18 protein-coding genes are annotated in these 20,682 nt (G+C 34.1%); 14 read left to right on the top strand and 4 right to left on the bottom strand.

Going from position 1 to position 20,682, the window contains the following annotated elements; translation table 11 throughout:
• Positions 1–82 precede the first annotated feature (82 nt).
• The 10 genes from BLS02_RS18295 to BLS02_RS18250 all read left to right on the top strand — a co-directional run bounded on the left by BLS02_RS18295 (position 83) and on the right by BLS02_RS18250 (position 13,613).
• Positions 83–1,159 (top strand): hypothetical protein, encoded by a 1,077-nt coding sequence (locus BLS02_RS18295; protein ID WP_092494476.1) that lies wholly within the window; start codon positions 83–85, stop codon positions 1,157–1,159.
• Between the two features lie 146 nt (positions 1,160–1,305).
• Positions 1,306–3,231: an HsdM family class I SAM-dependent methyltransferase gene (locus BLS02_RS18290; RefSeq protein ID WP_092494475.1), complete on the top strand. Its 1,926-nt coding sequence runs from the start codon at positions 1,306–1,308 to the stop codon at positions 3,229–3,231.
• Positions 3,224–4,288: a restriction endonuclease subunit S gene (locus BLS02_RS18285; RefSeq protein ID WP_175559536.1), complete on the top strand. Its 1,065-nt coding sequence runs from the start codon at positions 3,224–3,226 to the stop codon at positions 4,286–4,288. The genes BLS02_RS18290 and BLS02_RS18285 overlap by 8 nt, the downstream gene beginning before the upstream one ends.
• A gap of 208 nt (positions 4,289–4,496) precedes the next feature.
• A complete protein-coding gene (locus BLS02_RS18280; protein WP_092494473.1) occupies positions 4,497–6,152 on the top strand; it encodes a PIN-like domain-containing protein in 1,656 nt (551 codons plus the stop codon).
• Positions 6,153–6,632: 480 nt separating this feature from the next.
• Positions 6,633–8,540: an N-acetylmuramoyl-L-alanine amidase gene (locus tag BLS02_RS18275; protein ID WP_092494472.1), complete on the top strand. Its 1,908-nt coding sequence runs from the start codon at positions 6,633–6,635 to the stop codon at positions 8,538–8,540.
• A 484-nt stretch (positions 8,541–9,024) separates the two neighbouring features.
• A complete protein-coding gene (locus BLS02_RS18270; protein ID WP_092494471.1) occupies positions 9,025–10,197 on the top strand; it encodes a GNAT family N-acetyltransferase in 1,173 nt (390 codons plus the stop codon).
• Positions 10,198–10,441: 244 nt separating this feature from the next.
• Positions 10,442–11,116, top strand: coding sequence for a hypothetical protein (locus BLS02_RS18265; RefSeq protein ID WP_092494470.1), 675 nt, complete (start codon positions 10,442–10,444; stop codon positions 11,114–11,116).
• Positions 11,113–12,336, top strand: coding sequence for an efflux RND transporter periplasmic adaptor subunit (locus tag BLS02_RS18260; protein ID WP_092494469.1), 1,224 nt, complete (start codon positions 11,113–11,115; stop codon positions 12,334–12,336). Before BLS02_RS18265 ends, BLS02_RS18260 begins: the two co-directional genes overlap by 4 nt.
• A gap of 53 nt (positions 12,337–12,389) precedes the next feature.
• Positions 12,390–12,848 carry a DUF948 domain-containing protein gene (locus tag BLS02_RS18255; RefSeq protein ID WP_092494468.1) on the top strand — a complete coding sequence of 153 codons (459 nt, stop codon included), beginning with the start codon at positions 12,390–12,392 and terminating at the stop codon, positions 12,846–12,848.
• Between the two features lie 429 nt (positions 12,849–13,277).
• Positions 13,278–13,613: a DUF948 domain-containing protein gene (locus tag BLS02_RS18250; protein ID WP_092494467.1), complete on the top strand. Its 336-nt coding sequence runs from the start codon at positions 13,278–13,280 to the stop codon at positions 13,611–13,613.
• 257 nt (positions 13,614–13,870) lie between these two features.
• Here BLS02_RS18250 and BLS02_RS18245 read toward each other — a convergent pair whose 3' ends face one another.
• Positions 13,871–14,599: an MOSC domain-containing protein gene (locus tag BLS02_RS18245; RefSeq protein WP_092494466.1), complete on the bottom strand. Its 729-nt coding sequence runs from the start codon at positions 14,597–14,599 to the stop codon at positions 13,871–13,873.
• Positions 14,600–14,921: 322 nt separating this feature from the next.
• Complete coding sequence (locus BLS02_RS18240) at positions 14,922–15,338, bottom strand: DUF948 domain-containing protein (RefSeq protein ID WP_092494465.1); 417 nt, start codon at positions 15,336–15,338, stop codon at positions 14,922–14,924.
• Between the two features lie 144 nt (positions 15,339–15,482).
• On the opposite strand from BLS02_RS18240, the gene cwlD reads away from it, so the two are divergent.
• Positions 15,483–16,199 (top strand): N-acetylmuramoyl-L-alanine amidase CwlD, encoded by a 717-nt coding sequence (cwlD, locus tag BLS02_RS18235; RefSeq protein WP_092494464.1) that lies wholly within the window; start codon positions 15,483–15,485, stop codon positions 16,197–16,199.
• A 132-nt stretch (positions 16,200–16,331) separates the two neighbouring features.
• On the top strand, positions 16,332–17,390 hold the full coding sequence (locus BLS02_RS18230; RefSeq protein WP_092494463.1) for an Mrp/NBP35 family ATP-binding protein: 1,059 nt from the start codon (positions 16,332–16,334) through the stop codon (positions 17,388–17,390).
• A gap of 45 nt (positions 17,391–17,435) precedes the next feature.
• On the opposite strand, the gene gerD is transcribed toward BLS02_RS18230, so the two are convergent.
• Positions 17,436–18,110, bottom strand: a complete 675-nt coding sequence (gerD, locus tag BLS02_RS18225) for a spore germination lipoprotein GerD (RefSeq protein ID WP_092494462.1) — start codon at positions 18,108–18,110, stop codon at positions 17,436–17,438.
• 130 nt (positions 18,111–18,240) lie between these two features.
• Between gerD and BLS02_RS18220 the strand changes: the two genes are divergently transcribed.
• Positions 18,241–18,855 (top strand): KinB-signaling pathway activation protein, encoded by a 615-nt coding sequence (locus BLS02_RS18220; RefSeq protein WP_092494461.1) that lies wholly within the window; start codon positions 18,241–18,243, stop codon positions 18,853–18,855.
• Positions 18,856–19,103: 248 nt separating this feature from the next.
• Here BLS02_RS18220 and pdaB read toward each other — a convergent pair whose 3' ends face one another.
• Entirely contained in the window at positions 19,104–19,862 is a 759-nt protein-coding gene (pdaB, locus tag BLS02_RS18215; protein WP_092494460.1) for a polysaccharide deacetylase family sporulation protein PdaB, read from the bottom strand.
• A 322-nt stretch (positions 19,863–20,184) separates the two neighbouring features.
• Here pdaB and BLS02_RS18210 point away from each other — a divergent pair, with 322 nt between their 5' ends.
• Positions 20,185–20,403, top strand: a complete 219-nt coding sequence (locus BLS02_RS18210) for a hypothetical protein (RefSeq protein ID WP_092494459.1) — start codon at positions 20,185–20,187, stop codon at positions 20,401–20,403.
• Positions 20,404–20,682 lie beyond the last annotated feature (279 nt).

The following is a 20,682-nucleotide window of genomic DNA, read 5'->3' as shown; positions in this document are numbered from 1 at the left end:
ACCAACAGGAGAGAAGATTATGGTGGTATAATATTTGTAGAAAATAAAAGAAATTTCTACCACATAAAATGGGGTGTAAATATTGTTGAATTTCCAGAGGTATTTATACAAAAATATTGGAAATAGAATAAAAAAACACAGAATTCAATTAGAGTTAAACCAAACTGATTTCATATCCTACTTTCAGGTGAAATATCATATTCATTTGGATAGAAATAGGCTATCTTCTATTGAGAATGGAAGGAATTATATTTATAAAAATCCTTATTTACTAACAGCTGAGCAAATAGAGATATTTTCAGAGGATATGGAATGTATTCCGAAAGAATTGATATTTGGAGATTATGAAGAGAGAGAGAGAAGTGTTAAATTAGTTTTATTAGCAATAATAATGAATAGTGAAAAAATTAAAGAAAATGGAGTAGAAGAATATATTATACCTTTTATAGATAATATATTTGAAACCAAAAATAGTCGCGAAATTCTTTTTGCATTTAATAATTATCTGGAAGAAAATGATAAAGAGAAGGAGCGAATATTGAAACCTATTCATGGACTTGAAGAGGAAACCGCAGAAAAAGAGGGAGTAAATATAATTTTAGAGTGGTTTAAAAATGAATATCCATTCTTCACAAGTAGTGAAAACGTTGAAAATTACAAAAACATAGCAGGTGAGTCTAGTCCTAGTATCAATTTTATTTCAAATTTGTTAATTAAGTTGTTGGTAGGAAATATAGGGTTTGCAGAATTCCTTAGTAGAAAGTTAAGAGGTGCTTTAAATAATAACTCAAAATCAAACTATTCTAAGCTGGATTTATCTTCTTTTAATAAAAACATTGGCCAACACGGAGGTATATTAGTAAGAAGTAAAGATGGCTTTTATCTTTTTGTACATGCATTTAATGAAATGTGGGAACGTCATAAAAAAGTATTTATGGAGTACTTTGAAAGTAGTATATTTAGCAAGGAAAATTCAACATCCAGATACAAATATTTAAATAATGATTTATTTCATAATGTAATTACTTCAAGTGAATTATCAAACATTGTTTTTACACTTATAGAAAATGAAAAATTCACTATTGAAAGCATAGATGGTCATTATTTATTTTATAGATCTATGTATGAGATGGCTTACGAAAAAATACTTCATGTATAAATTAATGATAGAAATATTCCTAGTAAAATTTGAAGGAAAAAATGTTCTGATATTTATCCTTTCAGTTTCCCAAAATTAAAATGATTTTAGTTAAAACATTATGATATTATTGTTTTATTATATTAGATAAAAAAAGAGGTAATTATATGACGAATGAGGCAAGTACGGATCTATGGGTATATGATTTATTAAAAGAAGCAAATCTAGGCAAATTAATTTCTCCACAAGGAAGTAATATTAAAGAAATTAACGAGGCTCTAAAAACTGCTTCAAAAAGTAGAACAGGAAATGTAGGGAGACCAGAATATGTTGGTGTAGTTCATGATTTTGTTATCGTTATAGAAAATAAATATAATACCAGCAAACATATTGATAGAAGTGATAATGGTTTAATTGTTCGAGAAACCCCTTCAATAAGAGATTATGCGGTTAATGGTGCAGTATATTACGCAAAGCATATAGCACGAGAAACAAACTTCAAGAAAATATTTGCTATTGGAGTGTCAGGGGACGAAAAAAGACATTATATCTCCCCAATATTTATAGATGAGAGAGGAGGACATAAAGAACTTCCTGAGATTGAAACATTTATTTCTTTTAGTCACGAAAACATTCAAGAATATTATATAAAAGAAGTGCTTGAAGAAGATACAGACAAAGAAAAAGAATTAACTATGATATTGAAAGATGCTCAAGAATTACATGAAGATTTGAGGAATTATGGAGCTATTCAAGACAAAGACAAACCGTTAATTGTTTCAGGAATCTTATTAGCACTGAGGGAAACAGAACATGGTAGCTTCTCGATTGATTCTTTAACAGGGGATACGACAGTTACTGATGGTCAAAAAATATATAGAGCGATAGAAAATAATTTGCAACGGTCAAATGTGTCTCCAACCGTTAAGAAAGACAAAATAATGAGTCAATTTGATATCATAAAAAATACTGTTCAAATTAATGAAATGAATGAATCATTAGGTAAAACGCCATTAAAATATTATACTGAATTTTTATATAATCGTGTATATACTAACATTGTATACTCGAAATCTTCTGAAGATATTTTAGGGCGCTTTTATGGTGAATTTATGAGTTATTCTGGTGGAGATGGACAAACATTAGGAATTGTTTTAACACCTCGACATATTACAGATTTATTTTGTGAGTTATTAGAGATATCTTCAGATGATAGGGTGTTTGATCCTGCGTGTGGCACAGGTGGTTTTTTAGTATCTGCAATGCATCATATGTTAGAACAGACTGCTGAAGATGATGTAGTAAAAAGAAAAAGTATAAAAAAAGACCAAATTTACGGTATTGAAATTCAAAACTATATGTTTACGATTTCTACAACAAATATGATTTTACGTGGTGATGGAAAAAGTAATCTTGAAAACACTGATTTCTTAAAATTAAATTCATCTGAAATCCAACTTAAAGGTTGTAATGTTGGTATGTTAAATCCACCATATAGTCAAGGGTCATCTAAAAACGCTGATTTATATGAAATAGCATTTACTGAACATCTACTTGACTCTCTTGTAGAAGGTGGGCGAGCGGCAGTTATTGTTCCTCAAAGTTCTATGACAGGGAAAACGAATGTGGAAAAAGAAATTAAACGAAGTATATTAAAAAAACATACGCTTGAAGGAGTTATTATTCTTAATAAAGATACTTTTTATAATTTTGGTGTCAATCCATGTATAGCAGTATTTACTAGTGGGGTACCCCATGATAAAAATAAAAAATGTAAATTTATAAACTTTAAGGATGATGGATATAAAGTGGCGAAACATATTGGTTTAATAGAAACGCCTCAAGCAAAAGATAAAAAGCAGTATCTTTTAGATGTTTGGTTTGACCGTATTGACGCCGAAAATAAATTTTGTGTGGAAACAAGAATCGATTCTGGAGATGAATGGTTACACTCCTTTTATTATTTTAATGAAGAAATTCCATCAAGAGAGGAATTTGAAAAAAATATTTCTGATTATCTTTCTTTTGAAATACAGATGGTACTTCAAGACAAAGAATATTTGTTCAATGATTATGGTGATAAGAATGAATGATGTCGATTGGAAGGATTTTCAAATAGGTGGGGAAAACGGAGTTTTTTCAATAACATCTAGCACTAGTGAGATAGATAAAAATAAGCTTAACCAAAAACCCGGAAAGATCCCTTATGTAACAAGATCTGAATTAAATAATGGAATTGATTTGTTTATTACTAAAGATCAAGATGAAAAATACCAAATCAATAAAGGAAATGTAATTACTATTGGTTTAGATACACAGACAGTATTTTATCAATCAATAAATTTTTATACTGGTCAAAACATTCAAATTTTAGAACATAAAAAAATGACAAAAAATATAGCTTGTTTTTTAATACCATTATTGAAAGAGCAAATGGAAAAGTTTAATTGGGGTGGAAATGGAGCGACTCTAAAAAGATTAAAGAATACTCGAATTATGTTACCAGTTAATAACCTTGGAGAAATTGATTTCGAACATATGGAAAATACTGGTAGAAAAATGTATAAAGAATCGCATGAATATCTTTCGGAATATATTCTGCAGAAACACAATAGGTTAGCCGAAGAGTTACAAAACCTTGATATCTTAACACTTGAAGATAGAGACTGGTTACCTTTTAGTTTAGACGATCTTTTCCCTAAACTTCAGCGAGGAAAAAGATTAACAATAGCCAATCAAGTTGCAGGGCATACACCCTATATTTCTTCAACTGCACTTAATAACGGTGTTGATAGCTTTATCGGTAATAAAAATAATGTAAGAACGTCAGCTCAAGATATAACAATTGCTAATAGTGGAAGTGTTGGTAATGCTTTTTATCATCCTTATAACTATGTGGCAAGTGATCACGTGCATTCTCTGAATAATGATAAATATAATAAGCATCATTATTTATTTATTGTTACTCTGCTGAATAGATTGCAAGATAAATATCATTTCAACTATGAAATTAACGAACATAGATTAAAAAATGATAAATTGATGTTGCCTGTTAACGATGAAGGGAATTTAGATTTGGATTTTATGGAAAATTACATGAAACAAATGGAATTAAGACAACTAGGAAAAATAAAGGGTTACCTCGTTTGAAAATAAATAGTAGAAATGCCCTAGACTACGAAATACTTAAAGTTCACAAAGATATCTTTTAAAAAAATATAATTTATCTAATGATGTATAAAAGTAACTACTAGACTTTTTATTATTCGTTCTATATATAACATATGAATTGATAATTGATATAAACGGATTTTAGCATTAGTACCAAATTTTTTGATCTGAAAGAAGGTGGTTTATTATGAGTTACTTGTCTGCATTGAACTACAAATATAAGCAAGATGATTCAGAGGAAACTTTATTTGTCTTTGATACTAATTATTTCTTATATGCTTATCAAAGTTACTCTAATGGAGATAGTTATATAAAAGCATTAGAGAATAAAAAGAAGGATATATATATTCCTTTTATGACGTATATAGAGTTCCTATCCAATATAAATTCTGTAACGAACTCCTTGAAAAGTGATATTAAAACTTTGGAAAGCTATGTTAATTCAGTTGTTGAAGAAGTAAAAATATTTGATATTGCAGCAATTAAGCAAAAACTAAAATCTGAGAGTTTTAGAAATAAATCTAAGAATTATGATCAATTAAATAATTTGCTCAAAAAGGATATAGAAGAAATTATAAATGAATATGTTGAAAGTTCTGTAATGGAAGTTGAAAATAAATGTATTGAGATAGAGAATATACTCAATAAAAAACTAAAAGGATTTTCTGATTCTGAAAAGAATATACCTAAGATATCAGAGTATGAAAAAAAAATAGAAGACCTTACAGATCGAATTGATAAATTGTTTGAAAGTACAAGTGTTGTTGGAGAAATGTATACTCAAGAAAATATTGATGAATATATATCCGATATGGATGATAGGTACGCAAAGAATATCCCCCCAGGATTTTGTGATGAAAGTAAATATGATAAAGAAAAGATATTTGGAGACCTAGTTATTCCTGATAAAGCAGGAGATCTTATCTTATGGAAAGATTTAATAAATTTGTTACAAGTTAATGAAGAAAAAAAGAAGAAATTCTCTAAAGTTGTAATTGTAACAAATGATGGTTTATCAGATGAAAAATCAGATTGGAGAATAAAGTTAGGAAAAGAAAGAGTAGTACATGATCAATTAAAGATAGAGTTCTACCAAAAAACGGGTAAATTACTAGATTTAATGAAGGTTGAAGATTTTATTGAATACTTTAGTCAGGAAGATGAAGTTACTAAAGAACACATAGCAAATGAGATTAAAACATTTAAAGAAGAATATTTTTCAAAAGAAGAAAAAATTGTATTTACTTTGTTTGGTGATGTGTATGAATTAAATAATCAGAAAGAAATGATGGAAAAAGTATTTATTACCGTAATTCATATGAAAGATTTAAGACACAAAGATTTAAGAGACTTGCCGTGTATATCAACTAGACATGAAGAATTAAACACAACTTTTGATTCATATACAGAATTGTTTATAGGAGAAGAAAATGTATTACTGTTGGGAACTAGGTTAAATATAACTGATAAATTAAGGTATATTTATAAATTATTTAAAATTGCAGGGGCTGATCCAAGAGACTTAATATTTGATAGTAGAAAGTTACAAAAAATATGGCAGAAATTTTTCCAAAGTAAAGAAAAACTCTTATTTTCAGATGAGATCATAATCTCATTAGAGAGACCCGAAAATCTTTTGGGAAAATCTGTTATTGAAGATGTGAAATTTTTTGATTCAGGAGAGGAAATTGAAAATAATTTAACTAGTCAAATACGAGATAAGTTAATAAATTTTGAATTTCATGATGAGTCAAGAGAACCAAAGGAAATTGAATTTAAGGATATTATGTGGAACTTAGGATATAATGTTGAGAAGCATTTTGTTGATTTTAATGATTTTTAATTTAAATTGTATTCAACTACCATCTACCATGGTTCAAATTGGTTCAAATGCTATCTACAAGAGTCCATTTATATCCGTTTAAGTCTATAGAGAAAAACCTCAGGATGTTGATATAAAAGGGTTCATATAGATTAACGTTCCTAAAAAACAATGATAGCATTTCTCAAAACGTTAATATATCTACATTCAAAGGCTCTCAACCATTATTGGTTGGGGGTCTTTTTTATGTGTAAAGTTGTTTGCCTAAAAAATAACAGCTCGAATAACTTGAACACCTACAACGGATTGCTCATAATTCGAGGAGTGACAGGGCACTTATAATAAAACTCCTATTTTATTACACGGAAAGTACTTTAACCCTATTTCATCGCAGTTAATGTGTGATTTCATAGGCAAATTTGTTTATTTTCCTATTGTTTAGAAGGATTATCTTAATGTTTAATAGAAACTTATATTAAATAAAAAAGAGGAGGGATTATAATGACCTTTGAATCCAGAATATTTTTAAAATTATCTTTCGCTATTGTATTGGGACTTAGTTTATTGTTCGTTTTATTAGGTTTCTTTAACCTTGATGAAGAAAGAGAAACTGTTGCGGCTACAGTAGATTCAGTTGATCTACAGGAAGTGTTCGAAAAGGCAGCTAAGGAATTTGGAGTTCCGCAAAGTGTTTTGATGGCAGTATCATATAATCAATCGCGATGGGATCATCATGAAGGTCATAGTGAAGTAGGTGGCTACAGTCTTATGAACCTGGTGCATATTGATGGGAATCAAGATGCCAGCGGTAAGAATGAGGAACAAATTGAAGCCTCTACAGACGATAATGATTCCGTTAACACACTGGACAAAGCAGCTCAATTGCTCAATGTGGATTTGGAAGTATTAAAAAATGATCCCGAACAAAATATTCGTGGGGGAGCAGCCCTTCTTGCAATGTATGCAAAGGAAACAGTCGGAGAAACCCCATCTGATCTATCTGATTGGTATGGAGCAGTTGTAAAATACAGTGGTTCTGATATTAAAACTGTTGCTCAAGGGTTTGCAGATGATGTTTATAACACGCTTCAAGAGGGGGCAGAGAGAGTAACAATTAATGGACATGAAGTAAAATTAAAGGCGAAAAATGTTGAGCCAAATAAAGACACTGCAAAAAATATTCCGCTACGAAATGCCAAAAAGACAGGTGCTGATTGTCCAAACGGTCTAGAATGTACATTTATTCCTGCACTTTATGAGCAATTCTCTAGTAGTCCTGGTAGTTATGGGAACTATGATATCGCGAATCGTCCTGATGATGGTCTAGATATCCGATATATAATCATTCATGATATTGAAGGCACTGCCGAATCAGCGATTAACCACTTTCGAAACAGATCTTACGTAAGCGCTCATTATGTTCTTGACTCAGAAACAGGGGCCATTACACAGATGTTGAGAAATGAAGATGCAGGTTGGCATGCAGGTAATTGGTATTTTAATGCGCACTCCATTGGCTTGGAGCTTGAAGGATTTGCGGTTGAAGGGACAGATTGGTATAGTGAGCAAATGTATCGCTCATCTGCAAAATTGGTGAAATATTTGGCAGAAAAATATGACATTCCACTTAATCGCCAGCATATAATTGGGCATGACGAAGTTCCGGGATTAACTCAAGCCAGACAGGGAGCAATGCACTGGGACCCAGGTGCTTATTGGAATTGGTCGCACTTCTTTAATCTTTTGGGAGAACCAGTTAACCCAAGTAATGGCAACAAAGACAGCGACATTATAACGATAAATCCTAATTACAATACAAATAAGCCGACATTCACATACGGCTCAGAAGTACTGGAGCCTCAATCATCGAGTTTTATACATCTATACACTGAACCTAGTTTTGAGGCTCCGCTAATCACTGATCCACTTCTTAGCAATAGTGGAACCAACCGTATTAATGATTGGGGGAACAAGGCTGCTATTGGGCAAAATTATTATAAAGTTGACGAAGAGGGAGATTGGACCGCAGTTTATTACGGTGGTCAGAAGGCGTGGTTTTTTAATCCAAACAATAAAAACGTTTCTCCAGGGAATGGAATTGTAATTAAACCTAAGGAAGGAATGGGGTCAATTCCTGTTTATGGGGCTGCTTATCCTGAAGTCGCTGCCTATGACGAAACAGGAATAGAAGAGTGGGCACAAGGAAACACTGAAACACTATACCAAATTTCTGAAGGACAATTCTATATAGCCACAGGACCGTTTCAATCAACTTATTACCATGCAAAGTATTTTAACGATCCGAAAACGAACCAAGTGGTGATAGGTGAAGAAGAATATTATCAAATTTCCTTTAATCACCGGCTTGGATTTGTTAAAAAAAGTGATGTTGAAGTCGTGAATCCTTAACTAGAAGGGTTCAGTAACTAGAATATGTGTTGATGCTTTTATGTTAAGCGCCTATACCCTCAGGGATGTAGGCGTTTTTTAATATTGAATTAATAACATGATGATATTCCTTTCATTAATACTGGACATTTAGTTGATGGAAAAATAGATTTAGAAAACATGAATTATATCCAATGAAAAATTTAATACTTTGGGAAGAAGCAAAATCGTTGTAAATACATCTTATATTGACTAAGGGGGACTTAAGGAAATATTTGAAAAAGAAACAAAGGGTCTTGAACCTATTAATAGCCTAGAAGATTAACATGATTTAAAAAAGCACGTAATTATATCAAAGACTTTCCAAGGTAAACTGGGATTCTGAGTAAGTAAAATAAACCTTTAACGAATGCCAAGTTTTCTAAAGTTTTTATTTTTTAATAGAGCTTACTGTAAAAGTCTAGTATTATAAATATATGAATAATAGGTAGGGGAGGACAAATCATTGAACAAGATTAAAACCTTAACTGATAAGGACTTTGATAAGATTTTCTTGCTGTCGCAATACGCCTTTCAATATGATTTATCTGAAGAAGCTTTATTAAAAAAGCAGGAGGAAGCAAAGCGACATACTATTTGGGGCTGGATGGAGGATGACCAGCTGGTAGCAAAACTCCACCTCATCCCACTGTCCTGTTATATTAATGGCAAAGCGTTTGAGATGGGTGGGATCAGCTCTATTGCAACATGGCCGGAATACCGCAGGCAAGGTTCTGTGAAACATTTGCTTCACCATGCACTTAAACATATGAAAGAACAGGGTGAAGTCGTGTCATTTCTTCATCCATTTTCTTTTTCCTTTTATCGAAAGTATGGTTGGGAACACATTTTCTCAGAAAAAAAATACACAATCCCTCTGGAGAATTTGAAACGTAAATGGGGAGCTGATGGATATATACAACGTGTGGATTCTGAAATATCCATTCTCCATAAGGTTTATACCGAATACGCCAAACAATTTAACGGTACGCTTGTCCGTGACGAAAAATGGTGGGAACAGCGTGTGCTTAAAGGGGATTGGCATAAAGCAATCGCTTATGACGGAAATGATCAAGCGGAAGGTTATATTATATATAAAGTAAAAGAAGAAAAAGTAACCGTCCATGAACTGGTATACAACTCTTTAAATGCTCAAAAGCTGCTGATCCAGTTTATGGCAAATCATGATTCGATGGCTGACACAGTAGAGATGGTTGTACCAGAAAATGATAATCTGCCTCTTTTAATCGATGAGCCACGATTTGATCAAAAGACGGAACCCTTTTTTATGGCGCGTATCGTGGATGTATTGGAATTCCTAAAACAATATGCATTTCATGATGGTGGCGAACAATCACTTTCATTACATGTGGTAGATTCCTTTCTTCCTGAAAATAGCGGGGTTTATCAACTAAGACAAATCGGCAGTGAGACAGCAGTGAACCATTTATTTTATGGGGATCAGGGTGATCACGAGGGAATCCATTGTACCATTCAGTATCTTACTTCTATGCTACTAGGATATAAACGTCCAATGGAACTGTATCATCTTGGTTTAGTCCGTGGTAATTATGAACAAATTGAGCAGCTGGATAGCATAATACCAAAGCAACAAACCTTTTTCCCGGATTTCTTTTAATGAATATGGAATTAATCCCTGCTTTTGGCAGTTAAGAAGAAAGTATAAATACTTTCTTACGTATAAGTCCAACTATGACAAGTATTAGGGGTTCTGAAGGCAAAATACGTACTTTCATAAGAATCCCTTTAATGAATTTCAAGTTTTCTAAGCAGAAAATATTAAAAAGTGGGATATTTTAGTATATTACGTTAAAATAGATAGACATAGAAATATAATAGAACTATAAAAAGGAATGTCGTATATGATCTATCCGGTTAACATTCTAAAGTTTCTCTTTTCACTAAATGATCATCTCTATCGTGTTCATAAAACAGAAACGCTAAAAAATCTGTGGAAGATCGTTTCTTTGCTCGTTTTGTTTAGTGTGGTCGTATACGCTTGGATGGCTATTTTAGGTATCGGGTCGGATATTATCTCGGAAAACGCGACAGCATTTAATCCGCTAGAATACGAGGAAAGTAAATTCTGGTTTATTCTTGGCAGGATTGGTTTTGCAATTTTATTTGCACTTTTGGTTTTATTTGTACCATCCTATTTATTTTATTTAATAACAGGTATACCTTATCAAAAACTATTAATCATGCAGGAAGTCGTTCTTTTGGTTTTACTGATTGAGCGAGTTATCTGGATACCATTAGTCGTTTATTTCGGCTTGGATTGGTTCGTTTCACCACTATCATTTGGGGTCATTGCATCCTATTTCACTGATATACCTTGGGTTGTCTTTTTCTTTGGAACTATTTCACTTTTCCAGCTTTGGATCATTTGGTTTCAGGTAAGGTTTTTAAATTATATGGCGACAGTTAGAAAACGCTGGATATGGTTTAGTGTCATCTTTCTACATATTTTCTACTGGGCTGTTGTGACTACGTTAGCTTATATGGATATTCATATGATAAGTGGGTGGTTTGAATGAATCGCAGGAAGCTTATTTGGACGTTGGTGATTCTATTTATTGCAGTCAATAGTTTACTTGTTTATTTAGACGAAGAAGAAAAAGTAGCACGCTTGTCTTATATTGAGGAATGGTCAGAAATAGTTGAAATGGATATGTTTGAAACAATTGACACTTCGGGAGTATTAGCGACAACAAATGAGAAACGTGTATACTTTGATGAGGACAGAGGGAGCTTTCTGGAGTTTCTAATTGATGAGGGTACCCAAGTCGATGTTGGTGATGGGTTATTCACATATAAAGTAGAGGATTATTACGAAACGAGATCCTTTCTTGAAAGTGAAAGAAGCAAGCTTACCGGTGAAGTTAGTGCTATCGAGCAAGCAATAGATTCTATTTCCTTTTATCAGATACCAGAAACAGATTTAAATGCAGAATATGAGGATGAAAACAGCAACCTTGATATTACGAGCAAATCTGTAACTGCTAACTATATGAAAGAACAATATCTAGCAGAGAAGGAAAAAGAACTTGATCAGAAGAATGCGCAACTGCAAAACATTCAGGCGCAGTTATCGGACCTTGAATCGACTGGGGATACCATTACAGTGGAAAGCTCTTATCAGGGGCAGGTAACTAAGATATCCAAAAGCTTAAGTAATCCTGTTGTTACCATTCGTGATATGCAGCTCCAAGCAGAGGGCGAATTCACGGAAGCGGAGCGGATGGAAGCTGAAAGGGAAATGCCTGTCGAAGTGTCTATTAGAGAAAATGGAACATTACTAAAAGGGAACTTGAATGAGATTAATGATTCGCCAAAGACAGTAAACGTTCATGGAACAAGTATCTACTCGTTTGATGTAAGCTTTTCTGAGGATGCTGAAACGGAGCAATTATTGCCAGGGTTTCATGCGGATCTAGCCATTACAACTAATAAATCGCTTGGTGCAACAGCCGTCCTGGAAAAGCAACTATTCAATCAAAATTTGTGGAAAATGACGACTGAAGGAACCATTCATAAGCAAAAAGCCGAAACAGGGATTCACATGAATGATGCAGTTGAGGTTACGAAGGGTGCCAAACCCGGGGAATGGGTAGCTGAAGAAGATCACTCACAATTTCGTGAGGCAGCAACTTTTATTACGCCATTGAAACTGGGTAACATAAATTGGAAACGTTTAGGGAAATATGATAATGTGAATTGGGAAAAATACTTTGTTGTCGGGTTGTTATCAAGATAAGTTTCAGTGCAACCTGCTAGTGGTAAACCTTTTAAAGGAGGGTACATATCCAAATGGAATTAGTCTATGTAGGAGTTTTATTGTTTGCATTGGCATTTGCCTTAATAGTTATCTATATTTCCTTCGTATTAAAGCGTGTATCAAGCACCATAGAAACACTGGGTGAAACCTTAGGAGAAGTAGAAGGGAAACTCCAATATATCACGCCTGAAATAAGAAATACCTTACACGAAACTGAAAAAATGGTCGATGACTTTGATGATAAGATAAAGGCAACTGACAATGTATTTAAATCGCTGGAGAATGTAGGTACTTCTTTAAATTCATCAAGTGAAATGTTGGCTCAACAAGCAAAAAAACTACCTGAATATACATCAACTCAATCAATGAATCGAATTGCGGAAAGCATAAGATGGGGTGAAGTAGCATATCGGATAGCTAAGAAGTGGAAACATCGAAATGATAAGAATGAATTAATTGCTCAAGAAGAAAATTTACCAGCAAAGAAATAAGGCTGAGTGCTTCGACTCGTTCCGGCAAAATACTTCGCTTTCACTGCTCCAGGTACAGCGGCGACATATATTCCAGCTATCGCTTTCGTAGTGTCCTATTAGGCATGGGCATGACCTCAGCCTCCTCGTGACGCCAAGAACGCTTCTTTCGGGGGGGCTTCGGAATGTGCTGTTCCCATAGGAGTCTACGTATTCTGCGTCCACTGGTAGAGACTTCTTAATTAGAGGCTGAAGTGTCCCTAGGGGCTAAGAAGCAATGTCACAATAAGCATTGTTTAATTTACAGGATAAAGTGAGCAAAACCAACCGAAGCGAGATCATAGCACTGCAATTATTTTTCCACAGTACATCGCAGTTTATATCAATTGCGAAGATTAAAAAGAAACAAAACTGATAAAATGAGCAAAAATAATGAGATGAGGGATAACAATGACTTTAGTTGGAATAGGTGTATTATTAATAGGAATTGCTTTTTTAGTATTAGCTGTATATTTATCATGGACATTGAATAATTTAGCACACGTACTGCGTGGAGTTGAGAAGACAGTTGAGCATTTACCGAATCAGCTTAACGATATTTTTAAAGAAACCGGGAATCTTATCAATCATACGAACAGTACGCTTTCTGATGTTAATGAAAAGCTAAGAACGTTAAGTCCTTTATTTTATATTGTCGAAGATGTCGGAGAGATGTCGAGAAAGCTGACAACACCACTAGCGAACTTTAATGTATCGAGGAAAAAGAAAACGGAAGAAAAGAATTAGAAGGCAAGAAAAAGTCCCCTATTGTTGTAACGGGTTCCGTTCAACTCGGGGTTACACTTTAGGTGATAACTATTTGCATCGTATTTGTAGTGATATTTATACCATCTTATATGGACATCGAATCCATTGAAAATCTTTACTCAGTAAAGTAATTAAATTAATAGTTATACTAGACGATATGCTCCCCATTTGGTAACTTGATGGGGAGTATTTATTATGTCTTAAAGAGTTTATTCCAATGTTATTTTTAATAAAAATTAATCAAGTAGATGAACTTCATCATCCACATGAATATCACCTGTTTTTATCACAGAAGCATAAACGCCAAAATTATTTTTTCTTTCCTTTATAACCGTTTTATGCAAACTTGAATCTCGCTCAGCATTATCAGGATTAACAGTAATAATCATGCACCTTTTACAGTGTCCTACTAATTCAATTTCTACTTCACTTCCTATTTTAATTCTCTTACCAATCCATTCTTCTTCAATAAACGGTTTTTTTTCTTTTAATGAAATAAATAAATTAGGACGAAAACGTCGAAAGTCTACCTCGGCTTCTCCCCATATTTCTTGCAAATAATCTATTGAAGCATCCGTTACAAGCTGAATGTTTTCTACTGCAATTGGTCCAATAGGCACGTGAGAAGGGGGATATTCAATAGTAGAAATTTTTCGGTTCGATTTGTTTTCCATTTCTTTAATTAATTCTTCATCTTCCCAATCATATATCTTGCCCTCAGGTGTTATGACTTCTACTTCCGGATATTCGTCCAGCAATTCTTCTCCTATGTATCTTGCTTTATATCGAACCATTTCCGGGAACTGTGTTATTGTTAAGAAATTTTGTTTTTTTGATTCATCTAAATAAGCATGGCCACGGTCTCCATATAAACCATAATCCATTATTTTGGATTTTCGTACACTTTCCCCGGAAAAAGATTTTACTGGATGACGGACAATTTCTTTCATATGACCGATTAGCATTTCATTCACTCCTAATAATTTTTAACCCACGATAAGCTTAACAGAGGACTTTTTAACTCGGTCTGTTATTCTTTGTTTAGCAGTTAAGAAAGTATAAATCCTTTCTTACTGCATAAGCGCAACTAAGGCTTATCTATATTAAAGCTTGACGATAAGCCAAGTTTTCTAAAAAATAATCGTTCACAATCTTTGTAGTTATTTTAACATAGATATTCAAAAATCAAGCGGGCACTGGCTATTGTTCCAGAATACACGATTACACCAAAAGATGACCATCAACTTAGCATATAAGTTGATGGTCATTTCACATCTGTTGCTATTGTTAGGGATTCCTTCGTTGAAATGCGTAATATCCTAGTGTTATTGCACCATATAGTCCTTCAAGGTTTTTTCGTTCGATAAATGTGCTTCCTTCTTTGGTGTTTGCTTTCATTTCCTTTGTGATATCAACCATTGATGATGATAGTTTATTTGTTGTTTCTCCAACGTCTCCTAAGATCGTAAAAATTGGGCTTAATTCGCTCATTTGATTATTTAGTTGTTGTATCGTTTCCCTTCCGGTGGTGAGCGTATCTTTTGCACTAGACGTTATATCAGCAACTTGCTGAGGCAGGGCATCTGTTGTTGACCTCAAGCTCGAAAATACACCCGATAAATTTTTTAGCGGCTTAATTAACATTATTACGAATGCGAGAAATGCGATTCCAATAATCAGTACTCCAATTCCAAGCCAATCCATGTGTTCGCCTCCTTCCGAGAACAAGATTCACTACTTTTTTATTACCACTGCTATGTTTTGATTAAACTGGCCATTATGTTTAATCATAATCAACAATCTTGTCCCATACAATAGTTGAAGTAGAATAAATAAGGAGCGAATGTTATGGGACGATTTGGGAAGGTGTTTACCTGGGGAGTAGGTTTTGTCATTTTGGCCTTTCTTATTCAATATCCAATTCAAAAAACGGAAACCACTTGGGAAACATGGTCATTACCTCTTTCGGGTAAAACAATAGTTATCGACCCAGGTCATGGTGGTGTAGATGGTGGAGCGGTTGGAAAGGACGAGACATTGGAAAAAGATATTGCGCTTGCTGTTGCCAAAAAAACACAGGACTTCCTGCAACAATCAGGTGCTCTTGTTTATTTAACGCGAGAAAAAGATAAAGATCTGGCGAACGATGATACAAAAGGATTGTCGAGGCGAAAAGCAGAAGATATAAGAAAGCGCCTTAAGTTTATACACGATAAAGATGCTGACTTTTTTGTTACGCTTCATTTAAATGCATTGCCATCCAATAAATGGAGTGGAGCACAGACATTTTACTACTCAAAATATGATAAGAGTAAGCATTTAGCCACAATGATTCAATCTGAAATTATTCGAAATTTGGAGAATACTACACGGAAGCCGTTGCCAATAAATGGTGTATATCTTTTAAAATATGCTGAAGTGCCTGGTTCACTTGTTGAGATTGGATTTTTATCAAACGAGCATGAGCGCGAACATCTGAAGAAAGATTCCTACCAGCGGAAAATTGCCGGGAGTATTTATGAGGGGATTCTCCGTTATGTTACAGAAGAACCTGAAAAAAAGTAACGAATTATACAAAACATCCTATGATACATATCACTTAGATTTTACGTGATTTGTGTTATACTAGCGTTGTGTGCAAATAAAATGATATTATTTTGTATATATAACGACTCTAGGAAAGGGATGGTGACTAACGTGTTATCACAAGAAGAAGTAAAGGAACTACTTCACCCTGTTAAGGATCCATTTTTACATAGAACGCTTGAAGAAACAGACGGTGTGAAAGAAATTACAATTAAAGAAGAAAAGAAGCATGTCAGTGTGAAAATCGGTATTGGAAAGACGAATACTGGTGAACAGATGCAGCTACAGCAAGAGATTGTTGGCATTCTGAAAAAGAATGGAGCAACAACAGTCGGTTTACGTTTTGAACAGTTGCCTGACGAAACCATTGAAAAGTTCCAGCCTGCTGCTGAAGCAGAACAGGAAAAAACATTAATGGGCGGAGGTAAACAACCTAACTTTATCGCTGTTGCTAGTGGTAAAGGCGGTGTAGGTAAATCGACTGTTACAGTTAACTTAGCTATGTCCTTAATGCGCCTAGGTAAAAAAGTAGGTATTATCGATGCAGACATATATGGCTTTAGTGTTCCAGATATGATGGGAATTGAAGAAAGACCTGCAGTTCGTGCCGAAAAAATAATTCCGGTTGAGCGGTTTGGAGTTCAGGTTATTTCCATGGGCTTCTTTGTGGAGGACAACTCTCCAATCATTTGGCGTGGACCAATGCTTGGTAAAATGCTTAACAGCTTTTTTAAAGAAGTAGAGTGGGGCGATTTAGACTACTTGCTACTTGATTTACCACCAGGAACCGGTGATATTGCAATGGATGTCCATGAATTGCTTCCAACGTGTAAAGAGCTAATCGTCTCAACACCACATCCAACTGCAGCATTTGTGGCAGCGCGCGCTGGTCAAATGGCATTGAAAACAGATCATGAAATCTTAGGCGTTGTGGAGAACATGGCCTATTTTGAAAGTAAAAAAACAGGTGAAAAAGAATATGTATTTGGTAAAGGTGGCGGTAAAAAGCTTGCCGAGGTTTTACAAACGCAAGTACTTGGTCAATTACCTTTACAACAGCCATATGAAGAAGAGGATGAGTTTGCTCCATCTGTATATCAGCAGGATCATCCAATTGGAAAAGAATATCACAAGATTGCTTCAAAAATCGTAGCAAAAATAGAAGAATAAAAAATTAGAGGTGGCGTGTGTCACCTCTTTTTAGATGATTAAATATTAACTGGATCCACCGGAACCTCCACCTGAGCCTCCAGAACCACCGCCAGAACCACCTCCACCTGATCCTCCAGAGCCACCACCGGAACCGCCGCCTTCTCCACCTGATTGCTGGCCGCTTTCCTGCTTACTTTTCTCTTCAGCTGCTTTTAGTAATAATTCGGATATTTTTGCTTGGAAAAGTGGTGTTTGCAAGGTTTGTTGAACGGTCTCTTCTAAATGCTTGCGGAACTCTTGACCTTTCATGACACTTAGCATTTGTTCGCTAATCTGAGGATTTTGCATAAGTTCAAGCATCTGTTTCTGGAATTCGGAATCGTTCATTAAATTCTTCATTAGCTTTTTTTGTTCCTCAGACATTGATTTTGCATAACTTTTAACAAATTCAGGGTCTTCAAATAGTTTTTTCCACATTTCTTTTCCTTTTTCGGAAACAAGTACTTCATTTATCGATTTTTTAACAACTTCAGATTCAATCACAAGTTGTTGCTTTAATTTTTCATCAGCTAATATTTCTCTAAGTGCTTTCTTTCCATCTTCTGTCTGTAATATATCAACCACCATTTTTTTCGTTGCATCATAATCAGCTTCTTTTCCAGAAGCTCCTCCTCCATTACATGCGGAAATGAAAATGATGGATAAAATTATTAATGAAGTTAAAATCATACGAAACATTTATGATCCTCCTTCCTCTCATATTTAATATGAGTTATGAAACAAAAAAATATTCTTCATGGAGGAAAAAAGACAACGTTCATGATAAAATATGACTGGATGCTGAACATAGTTGTAGGAGGAAATAGGATTGAATAGTCGTAAGTGGGTAGGATTATTTTTAAAGACGTTACTGATAGGTGGAATTATAGGGCTATTAACTAGCTTTTTTGTGAAGGCCTCATTATATACCGATTTTTTGAATCCATTTGATTTTATAGAGTTAACTGGGTTAATTATCTATTTCACAGGATTAGGGTTACTATTTAGCATCATAAGTCAGACCGGTTTTTTTGTTTATTTATTCATCAATCAATTTGGCCTAAGCCTGTTTCGGACATTCTGGCCAACTGTTCAGGTATTACTAATTGCATTTGTTGTATTTGATTTAATTTATTTTCCATATAATGCAGTTGGTGGCGATGTTTCGTTATTTTGGTTTATCTTAATGGCGGCAGCAATACTCGGGTATGGATGGATTATAGCTAAAATAAAAGCACGTGAGACGAACCAGCGAGCTTTTATTCCGGCATTATTCTTAATGGTCGTTATGACAGCTATCGAATGGGTTCCTGGCCTGCGTACAAGTGGAACTGATTATGCATGGCTAATGATTGTTACATTACTTGCTTGTAATACATATCAATTACTTGTATTACATCGAATAACCAATAGTGATTCAATAGGTAAAGAAAAAATTAACTAAAAGATTAGTTCGAATAAAGCATAACGTTTATTTTGCCCTAATATGCCAAAGACATATTAGGGCTTTTAAGTTTAGCTTATTTATAATTTTTTATGAATAATTGAACTTCCAAATCAGCAACGTTTAGTTCCAGCCATGCGTCTACGATAATAGTTCGGCATTAGCAGAATACCTTAGCAGATTATGCTCTTGTTTATCCTTTTCGCGTTAACTTCAGCCTACCCCGTGCAGATACCTGCGCTTTGTCTTTATTCCACAATTTTTGATTTTGCATGTGCTTGGTTAACCAGTTCAGATATAGTGACAAACTGGAAGCCCTTATTCTTCAATCCAGGTAAAATTGTTTTTAGCGAATCAGCCGTCTGCTTAACGGAATCTGATGCATGCATCAATATGATATCGCCATTTGATGTTTGTTTCATTACGGTGCTCTCAATTTTTTTGGTGCCCGGATTTTTCCAGTCACTAGGGTTAACATTCCAATGTATTACTGTAAAACCTAATTGTTCAGCAAGTTCAATGATTTCCTTGTTAAACTTTCCACTTGGTGGACGTAACATTTCTATGTCCTTATAGCCAATTTTCCCAAATACTTCTTTTGCATGTAATAGATCATCACGTACTTGATCGATTTCCTGATCCAAATAATTTTCATAACGGTATCCAAGCATTCCTACTTCGTGCTCTGCTTCAGTTATCTTCTCTAATATTTCAGGATGACGTTCTGCCCATTCCCCGCTAACAAAGAAGGTTGCTTGTACTTGTTTTTGGTCTAACTGCTTTAAGATAGCATGGACTTTGTCCTCACCCCAACTGATATTAAAGGTTAATGCAATATTAGACTCACTGGCATTCCCTTTTGTTAAAGCCACCGGCTCATCCTCTGAAAACACAGAAAGAGCCCCTTCACTTTCAAACCATAAAAATGTAGCAGTAAATAAAGCAAAGATAAAAACAATTAACCAGCGTTTCCATTTATTAAATCGTACAACATAAAAATGTTCCATAATATCAATCCTCCCAATATCCTTACTTTATTCTATGAATGACAGTCTGTAATATGAACAAGCTGTTGCTCGGTAATAGGAAAAGATAAAAAAGTTGCGAAAAAGGGATGAAAATATATAAATATGGGGAATAGTAATTCTACACATAATATTTGTATGGGTATTTTTGTATGTAGCTTGGGGTTCAAAAAAATAGTAACCGACGGATTTCGATAATAAAAACGAACGACTATTATTAAATAAGAGAAGAGAGAATTCAACACGGAAATATACTGACGTAAACAGTAATTACTGATCAGATAAAGAAGGTTAGGTGTATATAATGTTAGGTTTGTTAATTAATGATGGAGAGCAAAAAGAAATAGAATATCTGGTAAAACGAGAGTTAGAAGAATTATTGATGGATTTAGAGGACCACCGAATAGATAATATGGTTAAACATGCAATGAGGGAGAGGTATAAGGTCTTGTTTAACGTGTTCCGCCGTGTAGCTAATGAACAGGAATGCATGAAATATATCCCCAAACGGACTGGTAATTGATACCTTTATTTCTAATGAGGAATTAAGTCATCCAAAAAATCATTTAATTTAATTTATGGTTTTTTGGTTTTTCTATTGAACTTATCAACATATTATGCTATATTATTTTTTGTTGTCAGTTAAGAAAACAACAAATTATGCAGACAAAAAAGTCATTGAAAAAAGTTATTGACAATCATCTGCAGCCATGATAAATTATATCTTGTCGCAAAAAAACGACAAACGGAAAAATTGATCTTTGAAAACTGAACAAAACAACCAGTATGTCAAGAAAACAGG

This window comes from Virgibacillus salinus (genome assembly GCF_900102415.1).
GTDB lineage: Bacteria > Bacillota > Bacilli > Bacillales > Amphibacillaceae > Lentibacillus > Lentibacillus subterraneus.
The sequence above is the reverse complement of the archived record's forward strand: the minus strand, read 5'-3'. Positions and strand labels throughout refer to the sequence as shown.

Coding starts and splice junctions, on each gene's coding strand:
- BLS02_RS18290 (WP_092494475.1), top strand. CDS start 1,306: ATGACGAATGAGGCAAGTACGGATCTATGGGTATATGATTTATTAAAA.
- BLS02_RS18285 (WP_175559536.1), top strand. CDS start 3,224: ATGAATGATGTCGATTGGAAGGATTTTCAAATAGGTGGGGAAAACGGA.
- BLS02_RS18280 (WP_092494473.1), top strand. CDS start 4,497: ATGAGTTACTTGTCTGCATTGAACTACAAATATAAGCAAGATGATTCA.
- BLS02_RS18275 (WP_092494472.1), top strand. CDS start 6,633: ATGACCTTTGAATCCAGAATATTTTTAAAATTATCTTTCGCTATTGTA.
- BLS02_RS18265 (WP_092494470.1), top strand. CDS start 10,442: ATGATCTATCCGGTTAACATTCTAAAGTTTCTCTTTTCACTAAATGAT.
- BLS02_RS18260 (WP_092494469.1), top strand. CDS start 11,113: ATGAATCGCAGGAAGCTTATTTGGACGTTGGTGATTCTATTTATTGCA.
- BLS02_RS18255 (WP_092494468.1), top strand. CDS start 12,390: ATGGAATTAGTCTATGTAGGAGTTTTATTGTTTGCATTGGCATTTGCC.
- BLS02_RS18250 (WP_092494467.1), top strand. CDS start 13,278: ATGACTTTAGTTGGAATAGGTGTATTATTAATAGGAATTGCTTTTTTA.
- BLS02_RS18245 (WP_092494466.1), bottom strand. CDS start 14,599: ATGCTAATCGGTCATATGAAAGAAATTGTCCGTCATCCAGTAAAATCT.
- BLS02_RS18240 (WP_092494465.1), bottom strand. CDS start 15,338: ATGGATTGGCTTGGAATTGGAGTACTGATTATTGGAATCGCATTTCTC.
- cwlD (WP_092494464.1), top strand. CDS start 15,483: ATGGGACGATTTGGGAAGGTGTTTACCTGGGGAGTAGGTTTTGTCATT.
- gerD (WP_092494462.1), bottom strand. CDS start 18,110: ATGTTTCGTATGATTTTAACTTCATTAATAATTTTATCCATCATTTTC.
- pdaB (WP_092494460.1), bottom strand. CDS start 19,862: ATGGAACATTTTTATGTTGTACGATTTAATAAATGGAAACGCTGGTTA.
- BLS02_RS18210 (WP_092494459.1), top strand. CDS start 20,185: ATGTTAGGTTTGTTAATTAATGATGGAGAGCAAAAAGAAATAGAATAT.